We start from the raw sequence: 18,878 nt of genomic DNA, 5'->3' as shown, positions 1-18,878 counted from the left end.
TTATTTTATAACTTCATTTTTTAGATCGTCAATAATTCTTGAACTCACCCACATAATATCTTCGTTACCTCTGGCAATCCAGCGAGTAAAAAAAAGATATTTACCGTCTGGAGATACATAAGGAAAACGCTCTTGTCGATCAGAATTAATGTTCTTTCCTAAATTAATAGCCTCTGTCCAATTACCGTTATTACTCCGGAAACAGATATAAATATCGCCAAAATCTTTATCTGGGCTTAAGCGGTTGGATGAGAATAGAATGTAGCTTTCGTCGGGGGTGATAAAGGGCGTCCAATTAAATGTTCCGCCGGCCATATTAATGGATGAAGGGAGTAATTGGGGTTTTTCATAAACACCATCATTTAATTCTGAGCGATAAATGCCAAAATTATTCAAGGTTTCGAGACCTTCAGCATGTGCAAAGAAATAAAGTGTTCCTTTGTTTGTAACAGAGGGGCCATATAAATACTTAAGCTCAGGGAATCGTGCAAGCAAGTTCAGGCTTTTTGGCTCACTCCATTTCTCATTTTGTTTAGTGGACATATATAGTCCTTTATCATTTTCGGTATCCAAGGCGATAAAGTAGATTTGCTGACCATCGGGGGAAAATGCAGGCATGCCTCCAAAAGGTGACATTTCAGATTCTGTCCATTGACCCTCAATACAACGCATGGTTTTTAGGAAAACTTCTGTTTCCTTGCCTGTATGGCGTAGGTTAGATTGCCAGAAAAGTTGTTTTCCATCGGGAGAAAATGTTGGCGATCCATGTTCAATTGTGGTATCTATTGAAACTATTCTGGGAGCAAAGACTTCTGGGATTAATCCCGGAGGTGTTAAACCGAAATATGCATCTTTTGATTCATTTAAATTATTACTTTCGAAAGCATTGTTAAACCATATTTCCACAGGACAAGGAACAGAGGCATAGCTATTCTTAGGGTCTAATTTTACATTTACAATAACAGCATCTATTTTACCATCTTTATTCATATCACCCAGCGCTACTGCTGCACTATTTGAATTTCCCAAACTAAGCTTACTATCTCTAAAGTGTCCTTTACCGTCATTGTGCCAAACTTTGTTGGGGGCTCCATCGCCAAAAGGAACTTTGCCATGGCAGATAAATAAATCAGAATCACCATCGCTGTCAAAATCAGCGGTTTTTGCAGAACCGGAATTATCACCAAGTTTTTGTCCGCTATCTGTAAAGTTTCCTTTTCCATCATTAAAAAATATCATATTTCCGGCTTCACTATTACTGGCAAGAAATAAATCCATGTAGCCATCATTATCAAAATCACATAGAAGTGCATTTCGACTTACTGCACCAGAAATATCATGGCTCCTTTCAGTAAACTTCTTTTCGGCACTACCCAACCAAATTTTGTTTGCAGAATGCTTCATTGCAGGAGGAGGGGTGTGAGGAATAGCCACATAGATATCGGTAAAACCATCACTATTGATATCGCCGAAAGTATAGCTTGCCTGTCCCCAACCTCCAAGGCTTTTCCCTGTATTCGTAAAATTGCCTTTGCCATCGTTAATTAGAATTCTGTCGGTAGTTTGAGAACAACTGATAATGTCCATATCTCCATCCTTATCCACATCTACTAGTACAGACGAGTACATTAAAATATCGGAGGAAAGCTTGATTTTGAATTCGTAATGATTGTCCCCATCATTAAGATAAATGCTATCCTGGCTGACAACATCTATAAATCCATCACCGTTGAGGTCTCCAAAACTTGCAAAAATACCAGAGCCAAAGCTGAGATCTGTTTCAGAAATTTTTCCATTCCCATTGTTTAGCCATGTTTTGCCACCCAAATATGCATCCAAATGGCCATCCCCGTTAATATCTACCAGTTTGATATCCCAGGAATTAGTAGTTTGTATGTTTTGCCCATTTGTTATTAATGATACCTGAGCCTTGACAATATTAACTTGCAATGCAATTATCACAAGACCAATAGTTATTACTTTGAAAAATTTTGCGGTTAATATGTCATGTTTTTTATTCATAATTGTGTCATTATTTATTTTCTTATTCGATCAATTATTTTTGCACTCACCCAAAAAATATCCCAGGTTTTTGTATGCCGCATAAAAAACAGATACTTTCCATCAGGAGATACGACAGGAAAACGTTCAGTTAGATTAGAGTTAATCTCAGCTCCCATATTTATTGGATGTCCCCAATTATCATTTTTGTCTTTAAAACTGATATACAAATCAAGACCACCAAAACCACTTTCATGATTTGAAGGAAAAATAATATAGCTTTCATCCGGTGAAATAAACAATGGCCACCAAGATGAAAAATCCTTATAAATACTCACTGTTTTTGGATCAGAAAATTTACCGTCAGCATAATTGAATTTGAGAAATTCTTCTTTATTATTAATGAAATCCCTTCCCATATTATATGCATTACCCAATTTAGTAATTATTGGTGGACGGTCATCTTTTTCTGAATTATATGGTTTTCCTGCATTGATGGGTTTGCTCCATCCAGTTTCCGTTCTTTCAACATACCAGGCATCTATATAGCCAAAACCGCCAGGGCGATTTCTGGAATAGAAGAACAATTTGTTTCCGTCGGGAGAGAAAGTAGGCTGGCCATTCACAAGCGTTAAATCGTCCTTTATAAAATCTGCTAGTTTCGCTTTTGTCCATTTATTATTTATAAATTTAGAGAAATAGATCTGCTCAGTAACATCATTTGCAAATTTCGACCAGTAAATTTCATCACCATTAGGCGAAATTGCCAACTGACAATGCTCACGCCAACTAGTATCGGAAACGATACCAGGGGCAAAGACTTCAGGAGTTAAGCCAGGAGGGGTAAGTCCAAAATAGGCATCTTTTGATTCAAGAAAGTTTTTATCTGTTTGAGTGCAGCTAACCCATATAAAGGTTACTAGTATTAGTAATGGAATATTTTTCATCTGTTTATTTTTTTGTTTTTATTGGTCAGATGGAACCGCATGATATAAAATAATCATTGTCGTGTGAGATTAATAATTATTTTAATCATGCTTGTTTCATTTTGATGAATTATTTAGTTTGGATTTTCAATACTACTTTTTTTTGGCCGTCAATTATTTTTGATAATAATGTTTTGCATTGACTCTACAAGAATTGTGACACCTGGCAAACTATCTTTTAATTTCTCTATAGTTTGAATAACCTCGTCTTCACCATCTTTGTTGCCTATTGAAAAGTGACCTAGAATAATGTGTTTCGGTTTGATATATTTCTCAATAATTTCGATCCCGGGAGCATCAATGCCCCATAAGGATCCTCTGTTTAAAATGGCCACATCAATTTGCATATTCTTAAGGCCTATTGCATCATATTCTTCAATTCCATTAACAACAGCTCCTTTCCAAACTCCTCCCGTAGCATCTCCAACATGCAATACTTTCATCCCATCCAAGTCAAATAAAAATCCAATATTTTCAGTTCGTCCATCTCCTTCACTATGTCTTAACCTCAAAACTTTTATTTCAATACCATTAACCTTAGTGTCAACAGACTTATACATTTCAGGAGTAATTCCAACAATTCGCGAGCTATCAACTTTACTATTTTTATTTTCCTTCAATTTCGACGAAACGCTTTTATTACATATTATTTTTGCTTTTTTGTTTTTCGTTAAATACTCAGCCACCATGTTAGTCGAGAAGTGATCTCCATTATCATGTGTAACAAGCATAAGATCAACAGAGTTAAAAGGTTTCTCTAATTGATTGATCTTTTCTACAATTTGTTTTGATGGCAATGAATAAGAACCAAAATCTTCGTCAAAAAGGGCATCAATTAATACTGTTTTTGATGCAGATGAAACCATAAATCCCATATTAGCAATATAGGTAACTTTAATCTCAGATTTTTCATTACCTGCTCCTTCTAATTCAATAATATCAGAATTAAAAACACTTGCTCCATTATCCATCAAAAATTTAGATACTTTAGTGCTCCCCCAATCATTTGCCAATGCCAAAGCTGTTCTATTTGTATAATCCAATTTATGTATATCTGCTCCATTTTTCACCAATAATTTGGCTATATCAATATTATTTTGCTCGGCCGAATAGTGCAAAGCTGTTCTATTCAAACTATCGACAACATTCACATCAAATTCTTTATCAAGGAGTTTATTTACCCATTCAAGATTTCCTCCTATTGCAGCAAGATGCAATAAATTTCTCCCCTTACTGTCGATACCCGATAATTCTGCCCCATTTTCAAGAAGCTCTGCTGCAATGGCTTGAAATTTATTTTTAACGGCAAATTGAAGAAGCTCATTCTTCTTCTGTTTGTCTTGCGGTAATTTTGATCCTTTCTGTTGTAGTAAATCAACTAAATCACGATTATTATTTTCAATGGCAATAAATAACGCTGATTCTTTATTGTTATTCAGAAGTTTCAAATCAGCACCTGCATCAATTAAACATTTGCTAATACTATCTAAATTGTTTTCAATTGAATAATGCAAGGCTGTATTTCCATTTGAATACTGAGCATTCATATCACAATTTGCAGCCATAAGTGCGTCATATACTTTGTATGATCTCCTGTTCAAAGCCAAGTGAAGAGCCGTCTGCTGGTTATTATCAGAATTATTTACATCGATACCCTTATCTATTAACAATTGAATGGTAGATAATTTATTAGTAAATAATGCATATTGCAATGAATTATAGCCATTACTCGACACTCGGAAATTTATATCAGCATTGTTATCTAATAACAGCCTTACTATACTATCATGCCCATAATAGGATGCTATTATCAAAAGCGTAGCCGTTCCGCTAATAGTTGAATCAACCCAAGTAACATTTTCTGCAAGTATCTTTTCAACAGTTTCATAATCACCATCTGTACAAGCATTAAATATTGATTCTTGTGGCTTGTATCCTAATTCTTTAAATGTATAAGCTATGCCATTATACACATCAATAAATGGTACATGCCCTTCATCTTCTAAAACATCTATTTTCCATTTTAAACCCTCAGGTGCTTTATTTGAAAATAGTTTTTTATAGGCAGGCATTGGATTAAGCACATGATCGTAATCATTTTCTCCATAAATAACATAAACGGTTTTATTAAAATGATCTATACTATTAAAAAACTCTGTTGTTTGTCGAAGCACAAAATTATCTCCCCAACCAATCATTGGGCTACTAAATATGTAGGAAGTAAACAAATCTGGTTCCTTTACCATGATATAATTAGCAAACATTGCACTATTTGAAAATCCTGCCAAAATTCGCAATGAATCGGTCAAATATTTATTTTCCACAAAAGGAATTACCTCATTCTTAATGGAATTTAAGAACTCGTCTCCTTTAAACCCTTGCCCTCGATAACGTCTATTTTCAAAAGGAAAAACTTCAGCCCCATCTTTTTCACAAATACCAATTAAGATCATTCCTGGTATCCCATTACTCCCTTCTAAATATCTTGCTGCTGCTTTAGCACGATAAAAACTATATTTTGGAAATAATATGTATAGAACGGGGTAAGAATTCAATGAGTCATAATCTGCCGGCATACTAACAAACAGTTCTCTCGTTTCTTCAAATATTTCAGATTCGTAAGAAAGTTTTTCGCCTACGTAAAAATCTTCATCTACTTGAGAAAAAATTATAGTTTGACTACATATAAGTGCTGCTAATAAAATAAATATTTGTTTTTTCATTTCGATTTGATTTTTTTTGTTAAATCTACTTTTTCACTAATAGTAATTTTTTTATTTCCTTATATTTTGATAGCTGAGAATTGTTGACATACTCAAAATCGCTTATTTATCCAGAATACTTATTCTAGATTATTTCATTTTTAAGTAATCAAATCTTATTTATTAAGAATCTCTGCATTCCCCCCAATAAATTTCCGTTTTTCCATAGCTATATTCTGTTATTCCAGTTCCGACAATACTTTTTTAGCATTTTCATGTTTGGGGTTTAATTCTAAAGATTTTTTATAGGCTTTAATGGCGTTTTCTTTGTCACCTAGCTGTAAAAGGCAATCTCCATAACTGTCAATAGTATTGTATTCGTTAGGGTATAATTCTGTGTTTAATTTGAAGATTTTTAAAGCGTCATTCTTTTTTTCTTCGTTCATCAGATTATATCCAAAGTGATTAAACCAGGTTTCACGTAGATCATACTGAGTTGTCAGCACATCCTCATTCTTGACAAAAAGTACTATTTCATCAATGGTTTTCCCTTCATCCAGCAATTCTGTTAGTTTTTCTCATTGTTTAATGTTTTTTAGTGTTTTAATTTCATCAATTTATTCGATAATTATCTATGATCTTAGCATCCACCCAATAAATATCATTTCTACCCATACCCGGATGTTTGTATGAGTTGATAAAATCATCCATCACTTTTTGATAAGTCAGTTTCTTGTCTGATTCATTCTTTGCTATAATATGGCTTGATGTAAAGAAAAAATACTTCCCGTCCGGATCAACCATTGGGCAAAATTCACCACCGGTCTTATTAATTTCTTCCCCCATATTTTGAGGAATACTCCATTCGCCCTCGCTATTGAATGTGATGTACAAGCCATTACCGGTAGGTCTGCCATAGGTTCTGAAAATCATATAATCTTCATTTGGTGAAATATAAATATCTCCTTCCCAATATTTATTAATCGTATCATTTAATTTTACGCTTGGTTCAAAACCACTACCATTACTCCTGGCGTAATAAATATCCCGGTTATTTCCGCCTCCTCTTCCCGATGAAAAGTATAAAGTTCCTTCCTTTGTTAAGCTGGGATAAATGTCATCCTTATCTGAATTTATATCTGATTCCAAATGTTCAGGCTTAGCCCATTCTCCATTGATATTTTCAACACGCCAAATATCCCAGTCTGTTTTGGGGATTTGTAAGCTGTCGGTGGGGCGTTTGGATACATAGTACAACCATTTCCCATCGGCTGTAATAAAAGGGTCTGCTTCGGAGTATTCACCCGAAAAATTGGCTACTTCTGGTGCTGACCATTGCTGACCATCGTATTTCATGGACATAATCACAAAATTGTTGCCTGGCATAACGACAGAGAAGAAAAACGCTGTATAGTCTGGGGAAAAACAAGCATTTAATTCTGACATTCCGGTAGATACAATATTGGGAGCAAATATTTCAGGAGAAAGCTCCGGCTCTTTTTGCCCCATATATTTACCCGTTAATTTAGGAAATTCAGCTTCTTCGTTTTCATTATCCTTTTGCTCAACATTACATCCCATTGCAATAAATAGTATTAAAATAAAAAAATGGTTTTTCATGACTTTATCTTTATTAATTTTCGTTTTTACTTATTCACCAATTGAACAGATTTTCTCATATTCTCAATTAATTATTTTCATCTTCTTTTAAAATAAAATCAACAGAAGTGTCTAAATAGTAGGGCCAGTTTTCGGGGAATCCATGACCAATTTCCGGGAAGACCACAAACCGATTCCTTATTCCGTATTGATCTAATAAATATCCTAGTTTCTTTTGTTGTTGAATGGCCCAATCATTCTCCCCGCAAAGCAGTGCTACCTTAAGTCCTCTCTCTGCCGCATTTAAAAATAATGTACTGTCTAACTCGATTGGGTATACGGCAAAAGACAAGAGCAATCCTTTGGCAGGAACGCTATTGTTGAGTCCGAGTATTAAAGAGCGATAGCCACCGGCAGAAGGCCCAGCTATGATGACTTGAGTGGTGTCGACCGCATATTTTGAAATGATCTCCTGATAAATATTTACTAATGGGGCTTCCCAATTTTCATGGTCATAAGCTTTGGAAAATGAACCCAAAAAAACATCTCCCTGGCTATAGGCTACAATAAAATCTTTTTCCAGCTTTTCTGAGATATACTTGAACTGTGAATTGGGAATGTTTCCAATCCCACCATGCATTATAAACATCAAAGGATAGGTTTCATTTTTATTATAGTCTGTTGGAAGCTGAACCATAAATTCATAAGCTTTATGCCGATTAGCCGCATCCATAAGCTCCTTATTTTTCGCCATCAATGCCTCATATCCATGAAGTTTCTCTAATTCTTTGAGATAAGGAGGAAAAGCACGATCGCCTGTTCTTGTATAATAGAACAAGCCTTCATCCTGCCCGAGTTTTAGTATTTCCAGGCATTTATCGTATTGTTTCAAACTCGCATAATGGAAGGATAATTCCCAAAATATCAGATTATTTCTAATATTCATATCCTTAAATTGATCAAGGGCCTTCGTACATAAATCTATGGATTTCAGATAGTCAGTTTCATCTACTTCTTTAAGCATTTTTGTGAAACTAAGAAATTCTTTGTCCAAAGGTTTATAAGGTCTTTCCAGAATGTTTTGTGCATGCGAATTTTGAATGCATACCAGGAGGAGTGCTGCTGTTATTAGTAAATGTATTTTCTTCATGTTGATTTAGTTCTATTTATTAATATGATCAATTCATTCTTTAGTATTTCAATATTTTATGGTTTTATTTTGAGAAACTCTAAAAACCAATAACAAGCCATATTGCAACTCAACACGGTCAAATTTGCAATGAGATTTATTGGATCTTAAGCAATTTCGACGTATATACTTCATTGTCTGTTGTATGGATTTTTACATAATAAAATCCATCGTTTAATTCGGAAACATTAATTCTCGGATGAAGCATAATTAATTTCTTAGTGTAAACGACGGTTCCTTGAGCATTCATTATTAAAACCGACTCAATTTTAGCCCCATCGTACTTTATCTCACAATAGTCTTTCGTAGGATTTGGATACAGTTTAAAATGATTTTCCATATTTGCTATTTGGTCAGTTCCAGTTGATTCATCAAAAGCTCCTTCATAAACCGAATTATATCCAATCCAAGCTCCCGGTCCATTCGAGCCTCCTATAATGTAGATTTTGTTATTTAAAGTTGTAGAGCCCATGGCAACGATTTGCATAGGTAGAGAAGTACCTTCGCTCCAGGTGTTCGATACAGGATCAAAAACATCAACATCACTTAAAGTTTCATTACCTGAAATACCGCCAGTAATGATGATCTTATTGTTGAGGAAGCCTATTCCGGGATTAAACCTGACAGAAGGTAGCGAGACAGAAGTATCCCAAGTGTTAGTAGACGGATCATACACTTCTACAGTGGATGTTTGAACCCAAACATTTCCGCCATTCTGTGTGCTTCCTCCAAAAATATAGATTTTATCATTGTAAACCATGCTTGCATAGTTGTGTTTTGGTGTAGGAATAGGAGCCATCTCTTCCCATGTATCTGTTTGTGGGTCATATACTTCATTCTTGGATGAAACTTGCGAATAGTTGACCAATAATCCACCGATAATATATATTTTACCATTTACAACGGCGGCTTTTATATGTTGCCGGGCTGTGGGCATAGGAGTGAGTGTTTGCCAGGTTTCTGTCGTAGGGTCATACATTTCATTTTTATCAAGAAAACTATCACCGCCTATGGCATAAATTTTACCATCAACTGCGGCAACGCCAAGATTATAGCGTGCTGTCGGCATATTGGGTTTTTCAATCCACTCATCCGTTGCCAAATCATATTCGAAAATCATATTTGACACAATATAATCAGTGGATCCTATATCTATTTGTCCACCGATAAAGTAAACTTTACCCTGACAACTAACAGCTGATCCACTATATATTTGGGCCGGAAGTTCAGCTTTGGGGTTCCATACAATTGCCTGAGAAAATGAACTTGTTGTTATTAATCCCCAAAATAGTGCAGCAAAAATTAATTTTGTTTTCATATAAATCGTTTTATTGATTTTTAAATTTATATCAGCTTATCAATGGCCTCACGAATTTCATTATCGGTGCTTCCTTTTCCATATCCGTAAATGACATTTCTTATGATTCGATTCTCATCAAGGATAAAGAACACAGGGAAAGAACCAATGGAATAGCTTTTCAATACTTCTTTGGTCGATAACAAAAACTTGTAGTCGAAGTGATTTCTATTCATATAGGTTTTTAATACATTCGAATTTCTGCTGGTGCACTCAATGGATACAAAATCAAAATCTTCTTTTTTATAAATGGAAGGCAGTTCTTTAAGGAATGGAATGGAAGCTTTACAAGGTCCGCAGCTCACACTGGTAAATTGGATCATCGTAATTTTACTTTTTAGATCTGTTAAAGAGAAGGGTAATTGATCTCCGGTTTGCAAAGTCCAGTCGGGGGCTTCTTTGCCAATTAGCTCACTTTTCGTCTTTCTTTTTCCTCCCAATCTATAGGGTTGGATTCGATAATCCTCAGGGAAATAGTCCGAAGCTTTAAAGTCTTTTATATCAATATTATTCAGTTTATAGTCTTTTCGAACTCTAACAGAAATATTGTGATACATTTCTCTCCTCGTTTTAAAAGGAAGGTCGTTCGTTTTGTCTATCCACATTTCATAAATAGATGTATTTTCTCCAAAAGTATAGGGTGTTATTGGCATGTGGAAAGCTTTTCCAAAGAACTCCACTTGATTTTCCTCATAAATCGTAAGTTTCAAATAAACAATATCTCCCAGATCTTTTATATCCAACGATATACTATCTTCTGTTTCAAGCGCGTATTTAAGAATGCTTTCTGTATAATTAAAAAATGGTGGTGTCAAAGTCCTGATTGGCTTGGGATTTACATTAAAACTGTCAAGCACCACTCTTTTTTCGTCCTTATACACGAGCGCTCTCATTTCACCATCATAGCAGAATTCAAGAATTGAAGTATCGGAACCATTGAGTCTTACAAACTTTGAACCTATTGTTGTATCTGATGGGTAATCATACTCTTTCACAAAGGAATAATAAGTCTCTGAAGCTACAGTATCTCCCGGTGGCCAGTTCTCAGAAACGATATTGTATGTTGCAGATTCTATTGTTTCCAGATTATTTAATACTTTTTCCAAGTAATCGTTAGAAGTGTAATTTGTAGTACAAGCATTAAAAAGTAACATCGATACTGCTAAAGCTATAATGGATCGTTTTTTCATAATCTTAATATTTACTTTCTCTAATCAATTGCAATGTATATTCAAGGGTGTACTCCCTGTCGTTTAACAAATCATCCAATGTAGGTGCACAGTAATAATCAGGGAGCACACCTTGTATAGTATCATCATTATTACAGGGCATATAAACTATTGAAAGCGCCGTTACAACGGACATATTCGTTTCAGGTAACACAAACTGGTTCTGATCGCCATTACTCAAAAGGGGTTGTCCTGATTCTTCGCCAACGATTGTGGCACTCTGATAGCATTTAGCTGCAGCGGAAAAACAGGTGCCTGCCGAATAAGACCGTGGGCCTGTCAGAATATAGGTTTTCCCGGAAAAGCGATTTTCACAATCAGAACTATGTTTAGCGTATTTCTCAATAAAATAATCATCCTGAATACTACCTTTTGGTTTTTTATCTTCAATAAATTCTTTTGTCAAGTCACTTACTTTGGTTTTTTTCATTTCCATCATATTGAATGGCTTATCTGTAAAATAAGTTATCAGGGAGTCAGCAAGATCAGTAAGCCCTCCACCAATAAGATTGTCAATGATCAAATGATTAATTTTTTTCTCAGAGATTATGGTGAAAGCAGAATCCATGAAATGCATGAAATCTTGCGGTGGAAAAAACATTCTTTTATAAATATAGGCGATGTCATCATCATAAAAGCGTAACTCAAATTTTGGTTTTGAAGCCTCCTGAAAAGCATTCCAATTAGTACCTTTTAGATGATATTTAGATTTATTTACAGTAATACTAAAATCAGAAAAAGAGCCATAAACCAAAGCCATAAAAACATGAAAACTTTCTTCGAGCTTTTTTGCTTGATAAGCCTCTTTTTCGCCACGAATATACTTGTACAGCTTATGGATGATCGTTTCTGAAGAAATTCCATTGATCTTGTCAATAAGTGAGCCTTTAACGAGCGTTTCATTTTCAGAGAGATTTTCTTTGATGTAAAGTGCGTTGTTGTAAATAATCACTTTAAAAGGAAACAATGGACTATCTTCTTTATCGTATAATGGTCCATTATATAAAAGTGTTGTATGACCATCAATAGAAACAATGGGTTGCATTATCCTAAAAAAATCCAACTTAGACATGGGTTTGGTGATACTCTTCTTAATGCTGTCTATACTGCTTTCTAGGTTAGTTGCCTTGTAATGGACTTGAAATGTGGGATGAATATCCTTCATTTTGGAAATCAGGGTGTCAATATCTGCTTTGACTTGCCTTGGTTCAAAAAGTTGTTCAGTGTTATTTTGTCCAAAGAAAACTACCGGAATAATTAAAATCCAAAGAATAAGTGTTTTTCTCCTGTTTGTTTTAAATTTCATTTTTTTCATATTCTTATTTTTTATTATTCTTTACTTTGAGTTCATCAATTATTTCTGCGCTCACCCACATAACATCCTCATTGTATTTGGAAACAAATCGTGAAAAGAATAAATATTTGCCATCTGGTGTGACAGAAGGAAAACGTTCAGGGCGTTCAGAATTTACTTCTTCGCCCAATGAAACGGGGCTTGTCCAGTCTCCATCTACATTTCGGAAACTAATGTATATGTCGCCAGTATCATTTTTGTCTTTAGCTCGGCTGGAAGAAAATAAGAGGTAGGACTCATCGGGAGCAATAAAAGGAGTCCAATTACGTATCTCTCCCGGAATGTTTATACTACCTGGAAGCAATTCAGGCTGAGCATACTCACCATCAATTAATTCAGAACGATAAATGGCGAAATTATTCCAGTATCCTTCTGCATGGCCCAAAAAATAGAGCGTACCACTGTTTGTAAATGAATGATTATATACTGCTTTTATTTCGGGAAAACGCTTGATAAGATCCATGCATACTGGCGAACTCCAGGACTCACCTTCTTTTTCTACAAAATGGGGGCCGTCTTTTTCACCATTTTCTTCACCAAAAGGAAGGTAATAAAGCCGATAGCCATCAGGTGAAAAAACCGGACTACTGTCATATGGTGATATCTTTGGAGCTGTCCACACATTTTTTTCACGTCTCATGGTCAAGCAAAGTATTGTTTTCTGATTTGCACTATTAACTTGCCAGAATACTTCATTGCCATCAGGAGAAAATGTTGGCGATCCATGTTCAATTGTTGAGGCTATTGATACGATCCCAGGGGCAAATACCTCTGGTATGTTTCCAGGAGGAGTTTGACCGAGGTAGTCACCTTTTAGATGGGTTAATTTTTGTGAGGAATATTCCTGCAAAGCTTTCTCTTTAAGCGGCTTAAGTATTTCTGCACTTACCCAATACACATCCATAACAGTATCTGCTTCGTGACGTCTAAAAAACAGATATTTTCCATCGGGCGAAAGGGAGGGGTTGCTATGGTGAGCCGTTGCATTATTGACTTTAGCACCACAGCGATTCATATTGATAGGTATAGTCCAATTATCATCTCCTTCATTAAAACTTATATAGAGAAGCCCATCTCTAAGCGCGCGATAGGAACCAAATATAAGATAGGAACCATCAGGGGCAATAAAGGGGCTGTAGTCAAAATAGAGGGAGTTCATCAACAGTCCAAGATTCTCTGCTTGCAAAGATTGATCGGGTAGGCGGTTTATCCTCCAATTATCAATTCCGCCAAATCCTTCCGGACGCCTGGAAGAAATATAAATAACTCCATCGGCGGATTCAGTAATATTGCCCTCATAAGCATCAGAATTGATGGGGGCTGGAAGTTTTTCAGCTGCGCTCCATCCATCAGAAATACGGTTAATCATCCAAATATCACCCTCTTTATTGAAGTAGAGTTTTTGTCCATCCGCCGACAGAAGAGGATCACTAATATTCTGGTTTAATGAAAACGGAGCTTCTGTCTGTTCTGTCCATTTGTTGTTATCAAATATGCTTTGATAAATTTTGTAGGAAACTTGTCTGTCTTTTATTTCAAGTACTCCAAAGTAACACTCTTTGCCATCGGGATTGAAAACAATGTTGGATTCCAAACGATTGGACAAAGAAATAATACCAGGAGCAAAAACAACAGCTGAATCGCCAGGAGGAGGCTGATTGAAATAGTATTCCCCTAAGGTTGATTTTTCATCATTCTTAGTTGGCATATGCCAAGTTTGCAATTCTTCATTGAAAAGGATCGCTTCAGGATAATTTTGTTTTATTAATATGCTGTCGAAAATAGGTGTTGTAAAATGATAATGAATGGGAATAATGTATTTACCTCCGATACCTTTGGTCACAAACTGTCTGGAAATGGAATCACTAGTAAGGTAGAAATGTTGAATAAATGAAAGATCAATTTTTCTTTCTTGTAGCTGAAGTGATTGAAACTCTTCAAAAGTAAATTGATCAAAGTCAACATCGCCGGTATGAAAAAATGAGATTCCGTTTACAGTAATCAGGAAACCGTTGTTTATTATTCTTGAATCTGGACCATGAGGAAGGTAAAAGGCTTCTATCTTGATGTCTCCAATTACCTTACTCTCAGGTTTTTCTTTTGTTGGGTTAAATCCAATCCAACGATTGGTTGAATCAGTGAGAACATTAATCAATTGTTGAGTTGATGCAAAAACTGTTTTCGGATTGTTTTGCATATATTGCTTTACCATATCCAAATCAACATGGTCACCATGAGCATGGGTCACCAAAATTAAATCCACATCATCGAAAGGAACCTTAGCATTTATTAGCTTATCCTGAATTTTCTGAGGCAATATATAATCGCCTTCAAAACCTTTGAAAAGGGCATCGATAAGTATTTTTTTATCACCAATATTTATTAAAAACCCAGAATTTCCAACATAGCTAACATCAACCTTGTTTTGTTGAGCATAGGTTGAAACCGTAAAATAGCTCAGTATTAGAAATACTATTATTGCTGTTCTTTTCATATTTATTTTTTATTATTCAGGAGTAATTTTTAAGTTTTTAAAATATCCTTCAGAATTATTTCCCACCCAAAACCCTATCCAACCTTCTCTTCGTGAAATCAGTTGTTCGATAGTTAAAGATGGTTTCTTTGAATGGTTCACGAATACATTCACATTAGGGTATTCAATGATTATGGTCACGTGAAACCAATCTACGGGTTCTGGAACTGGAGATATGGTGTTTTCATATATTTCAGGATGCTCTCGTCTTAGTTTATACCAAGGATATTCAGGATGAGATATGTATTGGACAGCATGTGTATTTCTATCTGGGTTATTAAAATTAAATGGACGAAAATATATGGCTTCATAGGTGCTATCGTTTAAACCATGAAAAGCCAATCCCACAAAACTTTTCCCGCGCTCATCTTTTCCTTTAATATCAAGCTCAATTCTTCCATTTGTAAATAGGGGTTCTTTAATCCAATATAATCCATTTCCAGGTTTTCCATCTAAATGAACTTCATTACCAATATGAACCTCTCTATTATGCAAAACCCATAAATTGGAGTCATTAGCTTTTGATAAATGAGGGATTATCTCATTTTGTTGTGCAAATAACGATGAACCAAAGCACAATTGAATAATGACTAAAAAGAGCTTAAATGTTTTCATTTTATATTATTTTTTCAAAAGGATATTTATTTCATGTCCATTGTGTCATTAACCATATTACTTATCAATAATCTCCCCTTCATAAACCTCAGCGTAGTTATCCCAATTGGGGTTGCCACCTACTGTTCCACCTATTACATATAATTTATTCTCGATTGTGGTACATGCAAAAAACACATTTTTTATGGGTAGTGGAGTTGTTTCTATCCATTGGTCAGATTTAACTTTATAAATAAAAACCTTTTTTGAGGTGTCTTCCTTACCATCTATCAAGGTCTGCCCACCTAGAACAATGATTTCTTTGTTCACCACAACAGCAGCTGTTCCAAATAGCAGTTTTGGTAAATCATTGATATGTTTCCATTTATTTGTTTTGGTATTGTAAGTCTCAACAGTCCATACATCTCCCCAAATATCTTCTTTTGCACCTGCACCCCCTATTACATAAATGAGAGAATCAATAGTAACAACAGAAGCATTTTGCACTAAATAGGGAATTTCTGTTTTTTCTGACCATGAATCAGTTGGTACATCGTATACTTCATGTTTTTGTGTGATGTTTTTCCAAGAAGTGAGTCCTCCGGAAATGTAAATTTTATTTTCATAAACGCCACAGTTGATATGCTGACGTGCAGTGGGCATTGGGTTGAGTAGTTTCCAGCTATTGGTTTTTGGATTGTATTCTCGATTAGCATCTTGAAATTGATCCCCTCCAATGGCATAAATTTTTCCATTTACAGCTGCTAGTGCAAAATTTGTTGCGGGGGCTGGAATATCTGCCAGTTTTGTCCACTGATTCTTTTGAGGATTGAATTTGTAAAAAGACGCACTGCTTCTAGTAGTTTTGGTACATCCTGCCACAAAATAGACTTCATTGTTCAGGCTTACGGCTTCTCCGCCACTATAAGCTTCCGGTAGAGATGCTACTTCTTTCCATACAATTGTTTGAGCGAAGCATGAGCAAATAAAAAAACAAAACAATGTGATTATAGCTACTTTTTTCATCGTTTTAGTGTTAATCTATAACTAAGTAATTAGCTGATTACAGAAAGAGAACAATGGCCTTGCCATTAACTAAATACTTAGTTAATACTTTTATACTGTGTTCATATTGTTGATATAATTAAATCAATTGCTATGCCAATGACCGTAAAATACAGGATAAGAACAACATAGACCTATTCTGGAAGAGGTATACAGAAATTAGTGTAAAGATATCTTACACTGAGTGTATGTATATTTTACAGTTATCGTCCCTTAGTTAATTAATTTAACGAAGTAAGTTTAGATGAAAAGCTTTGAGTGGCAATGAGGAAGGTTACGAAACCGATTTAATAAGATTGTTCTTGAATAGATTTGGTGATGGGAGACTTAACATCTCCTGTATGTTTAGTGGTTTTGGTTTCGATGAGCATAATGGAACATTCGTCTTTAGCAATAGGCCACTACAAAGCTAAACATCAAGTGGCAGTCTATTCTTCTTGTTTCGTAAAATATAAATACTTTAAATATTGTATATAAAGCCTGTAATTATTTCTGTTAACTGGCTTTGTTATATATGAAATTTTGAATAGAAAGGTAATAATACAAGGTAATATAACTATACAAGCATATAAAGGAGTAGGATAAGCATACATTTTCATATATTCTGATATGATGATATATGCCCCAGAACTAGCGAAAACGAAGGCTATCAATACCTGGATGGTAAATTCTTTAAATAATGCATTTTATCAAAAAGCTATGAGAAACTTGAATACTCAAAGTATTTAGTTACTTAAACTCCTTCCATCTGCTACTTTTTATATGCTTTTGTGTTGAGTGCTAGGATTTAATATTATCATTCCATAAAATTTTTTTCATGAATACTATTTCCATCTATGCTAATACTTATAAGATAAATACCTTTCGGATTGCCAGTAATATCAATTGTTGCATCTGTAATATTTTGGAAAGTATTTGATAATATTTGTTTACCTTCAATATTGGTTATTTCAACAATTGCATTTTTATATGGTTGTTCACCAAACGAAATGCTCAATATACCTTTTGTTGGATTGGGAAAAATCTGGATGTTTTGCTCAATAACATGAATGACTGAATTTGTTGGATTTAATAGCTCATCAATAAAAGCAGTGCTCACCCAATATATGTCGCTTTTATCTCCAAAATCGTTGTACCGACTGAAAAACATATACTTTCCATCAGGCGACAGCGACGGACAAGTCTCTAAATATGTAGTATTTATACTACTATCTAATTTGATTGCAGAATCCCATGTTATTCCATCGATATTTTTAAACCTAATGTAAATATCGCCGCTTGCATTATAGAGGAAAAAAGATTCGTCAGAGGATACGTAAGGATGAGTGCCGCTTGTAATTTTTTCGCCAGCCTGATAAATTCCATTAACTTTTTTTGAACAGTAGGAACTAAAATCACTTATTTTGGTGTAAAACATATTCCCTTTTTCAGAGAAACTAGACCACATAACATCATCGTCATTTACAACTGAATTTAATTTGCTTGCTTCTCCCCACTCTAATTCAGTTTTTGTCACATAAAATAATTGCTGTTTGTTCGCATCTTCTGAAGTAAAAAACAAACTATCGCCTGTCTGTGCATAAAATGCTTCATACTCCCAAATATTACTATTTCTTAGGTTTGCAACTTGTGGCGAAGACCATGTATCACCATCCTTAACAATTCTCATTAAGCCATCACCGGGCGATGAACAAGTAAAGAAAATTTCTTCTCCATCCGGTGAAACAGCTAATCCATATTCATACCTATCACTTAATGAAACAATACCAGGGGCAAAAATCTCTGGAACATCTGTTGGTGGAGTTTGGCCTAAATAATCAATCGTTATTTCTTGTGAAATCAAATTCATGGAAATTAATCCCAATGCCAGTAAACTAAAAATATTTTTTGTTCTCATTTTTTAGAAGTTTGAAATTAGTACTTTGGTATAATTGATAATGAACTCAACTTTGCGCCCAAGGGCAGCTCGTCTAAAAACCCAACGAAATGCCAATATTCCGAATAAATACAAGCTCTTTTAATGGATGGTAATGAAATATTATATTTTAAGAAAAATAGGAATGTATTAGATCGTTTTTCATAGAGTAGTATTTGATGATCATTAGATCGAATAAAATAGATATGATTTCTGAGGTAGGTTTTCACTACTTCGGAACCTAATTGGTTGATAAAGTTTATGATGGCAATGATTAGAATAAAAGCAGCCAAACCGATTGCCAAACCTGGGACATTAATAAACAGCAACATGGGACTGTGCTTGAAATTCCTA

At 34.9% G+C, this 18,878-nt stretch carries 14 protein-coding genes; all 14 read right to left on the bottom strand.

Annotated features, from left to right (window positions below):
- Complete coding sequence (locus HNS40_RS13740; RefSeq protein WP_172281768.1) at nt 1–2,022, bottom strand: FG-GAP-like repeat-containing protein; 2,022 nt, start codon at nt 2,020–2,022, stop codon at nt 1–3.
- Nucleotides 2,023–2,036: 14 nt separating this feature from the next.
- The gene (locus HNS40_RS13735; RefSeq protein ID WP_172281766.1) at nt 2,037–2,948 is read right to left on the bottom strand and encodes a PD40 domain-containing protein; all 912 of its coding nucleotides are present in this window, start codon (nt 2,946–2,948) and stop codon (nt 2,037–2,039) included.
- Between the two features lie 149 nt (nt 2,949–3,097).
- The gene (locus HNS40_RS13730; protein WP_172281764.1) at nt 3,098–5,710 is read right to left on the bottom strand and encodes an ankyrin repeat domain-containing protein; all 2,613 of its coding nucleotides are present in this window, start codon (nt 5,708–5,710) and stop codon (nt 3,098–3,100) included.
- A gap of 218 nt (nt 5,711–5,928) precedes the next feature.
- The gene (locus HNS40_RS13725) at nt 5,929–6,252 is read right to left on the bottom strand and encodes a M48 family metallopeptidase (protein ID WP_172281762.1); all 324 of its coding nucleotides are present in this window, start codon (nt 6,250–6,252) and stop codon (nt 5,929–5,931) included.
- A gap of 49 nt (nt 6,253–6,301) precedes the next feature.
- Nucleotides 6,302–7,309 carry a PD40 domain-containing protein gene (locus HNS40_RS13720; protein WP_172281760.1) on the bottom strand — a complete coding sequence of 336 codons (1,008 nt, stop codon included), beginning with the start codon at nt 7,307–7,309 and terminating at the stop codon, nt 6,302–6,304.
- 67 nt (nt 7,310–7,376) lie between these two features.
- Nucleotides 7,377–8,438, bottom strand: coding sequence for an alpha/beta hydrolase-fold protein (locus HNS40_RS13715; RefSeq protein ID WP_172281758.1), 1,062 nt, complete (start codon nt 8,436–8,438; stop codon nt 7,377–7,379).
- Nucleotides 8,439–8,574: 136 nt separating this feature from the next.
- On the bottom strand, nt 8,575–9,795 hold the full coding sequence (locus tag HNS40_RS13710) for a T9SS C-terminal target domain-containing protein (protein WP_172281756.1): 1,221 nt from the start codon (nt 9,793–9,795) through the stop codon (nt 8,575–8,577).
- 26 nt (nt 9,796–9,821) lie between these two features.
- Nucleotides 9,822–11,024, bottom strand: coding sequence for a redoxin family protein (locus HNS40_RS13705; protein WP_172281754.1), 1,203 nt, complete (start codon nt 11,022–11,024; stop codon nt 9,822–9,824).
- Between the two features lie 4 nt (nt 11,025–11,028).
- Nucleotides 11,029–12,378, bottom strand: coding sequence for a S41 family peptidase (locus tag HNS40_RS13700; RefSeq protein ID WP_172281752.1), 1,350 nt, complete (start codon nt 12,376–12,378; stop codon nt 11,029–11,031).
- 4 nt (nt 12,379–12,382) lie between these two features.
- Nucleotides 12,383–14,911 (bottom strand): MBL fold metallo-hydrolase, encoded by a 2,529-nt coding sequence (locus HNS40_RS13695; protein ID WP_172281750.1) that lies wholly within the window; start codon nt 14,909–14,911, stop codon nt 12,383–12,385.
- A 12-nt stretch (nt 14,912–14,923) separates the two neighbouring features.
- On the bottom strand, nt 14,924–15,565 hold the full coding sequence (locus HNS40_RS13690) for a hypothetical protein (protein WP_172281748.1): 642 nt from the start codon (nt 15,563–15,565) through the stop codon (nt 14,924–14,926).
- Nucleotides 15,566–15,622: 57 nt separating this feature from the next.
- Nucleotides 15,623–16,570: a kelch repeat-containing protein gene (locus tag HNS40_RS13685; protein WP_172281746.1), complete on the bottom strand. Its 948-nt coding sequence runs from the start codon at nt 16,568–16,570 to the stop codon at nt 15,623–15,625.
- An 835-nt stretch (nt 16,571–17,405) separates the two neighbouring features.
- A complete protein-coding gene (locus HNS40_RS13680) occupies nt 17,406–18,506 on the bottom strand; it encodes a T9SS type A sorting domain-containing protein (protein WP_172281744.1) in 1,101 nt (366 codons plus the stop codon).
- Nucleotides 18,507–18,523: 17 nt separating this feature from the next.
- Nucleotides 18,524–18,856, bottom strand: coding sequence for a hypothetical protein (locus HNS40_RS13675; RefSeq protein WP_172281742.1), 333 nt, complete (start codon nt 18,854–18,856; stop codon nt 18,524–18,526).
- Nucleotides 18,857–18,878 lie beyond the last annotated feature (22 nt).

The sequence above is a fragment of the Lentimicrobium sp. S6 genome, assembly GCF_013166635.1.
Classification (GTDB): domain Bacteria; phylum Bacteroidota; class Bacteroidia; order Bacteroidales; family UBA12170; genus UBA12170.
Note: the sequence above shows the minus strand (reverse complement) of the source record. Positions and strands in the feature narration are given on the sequence as shown.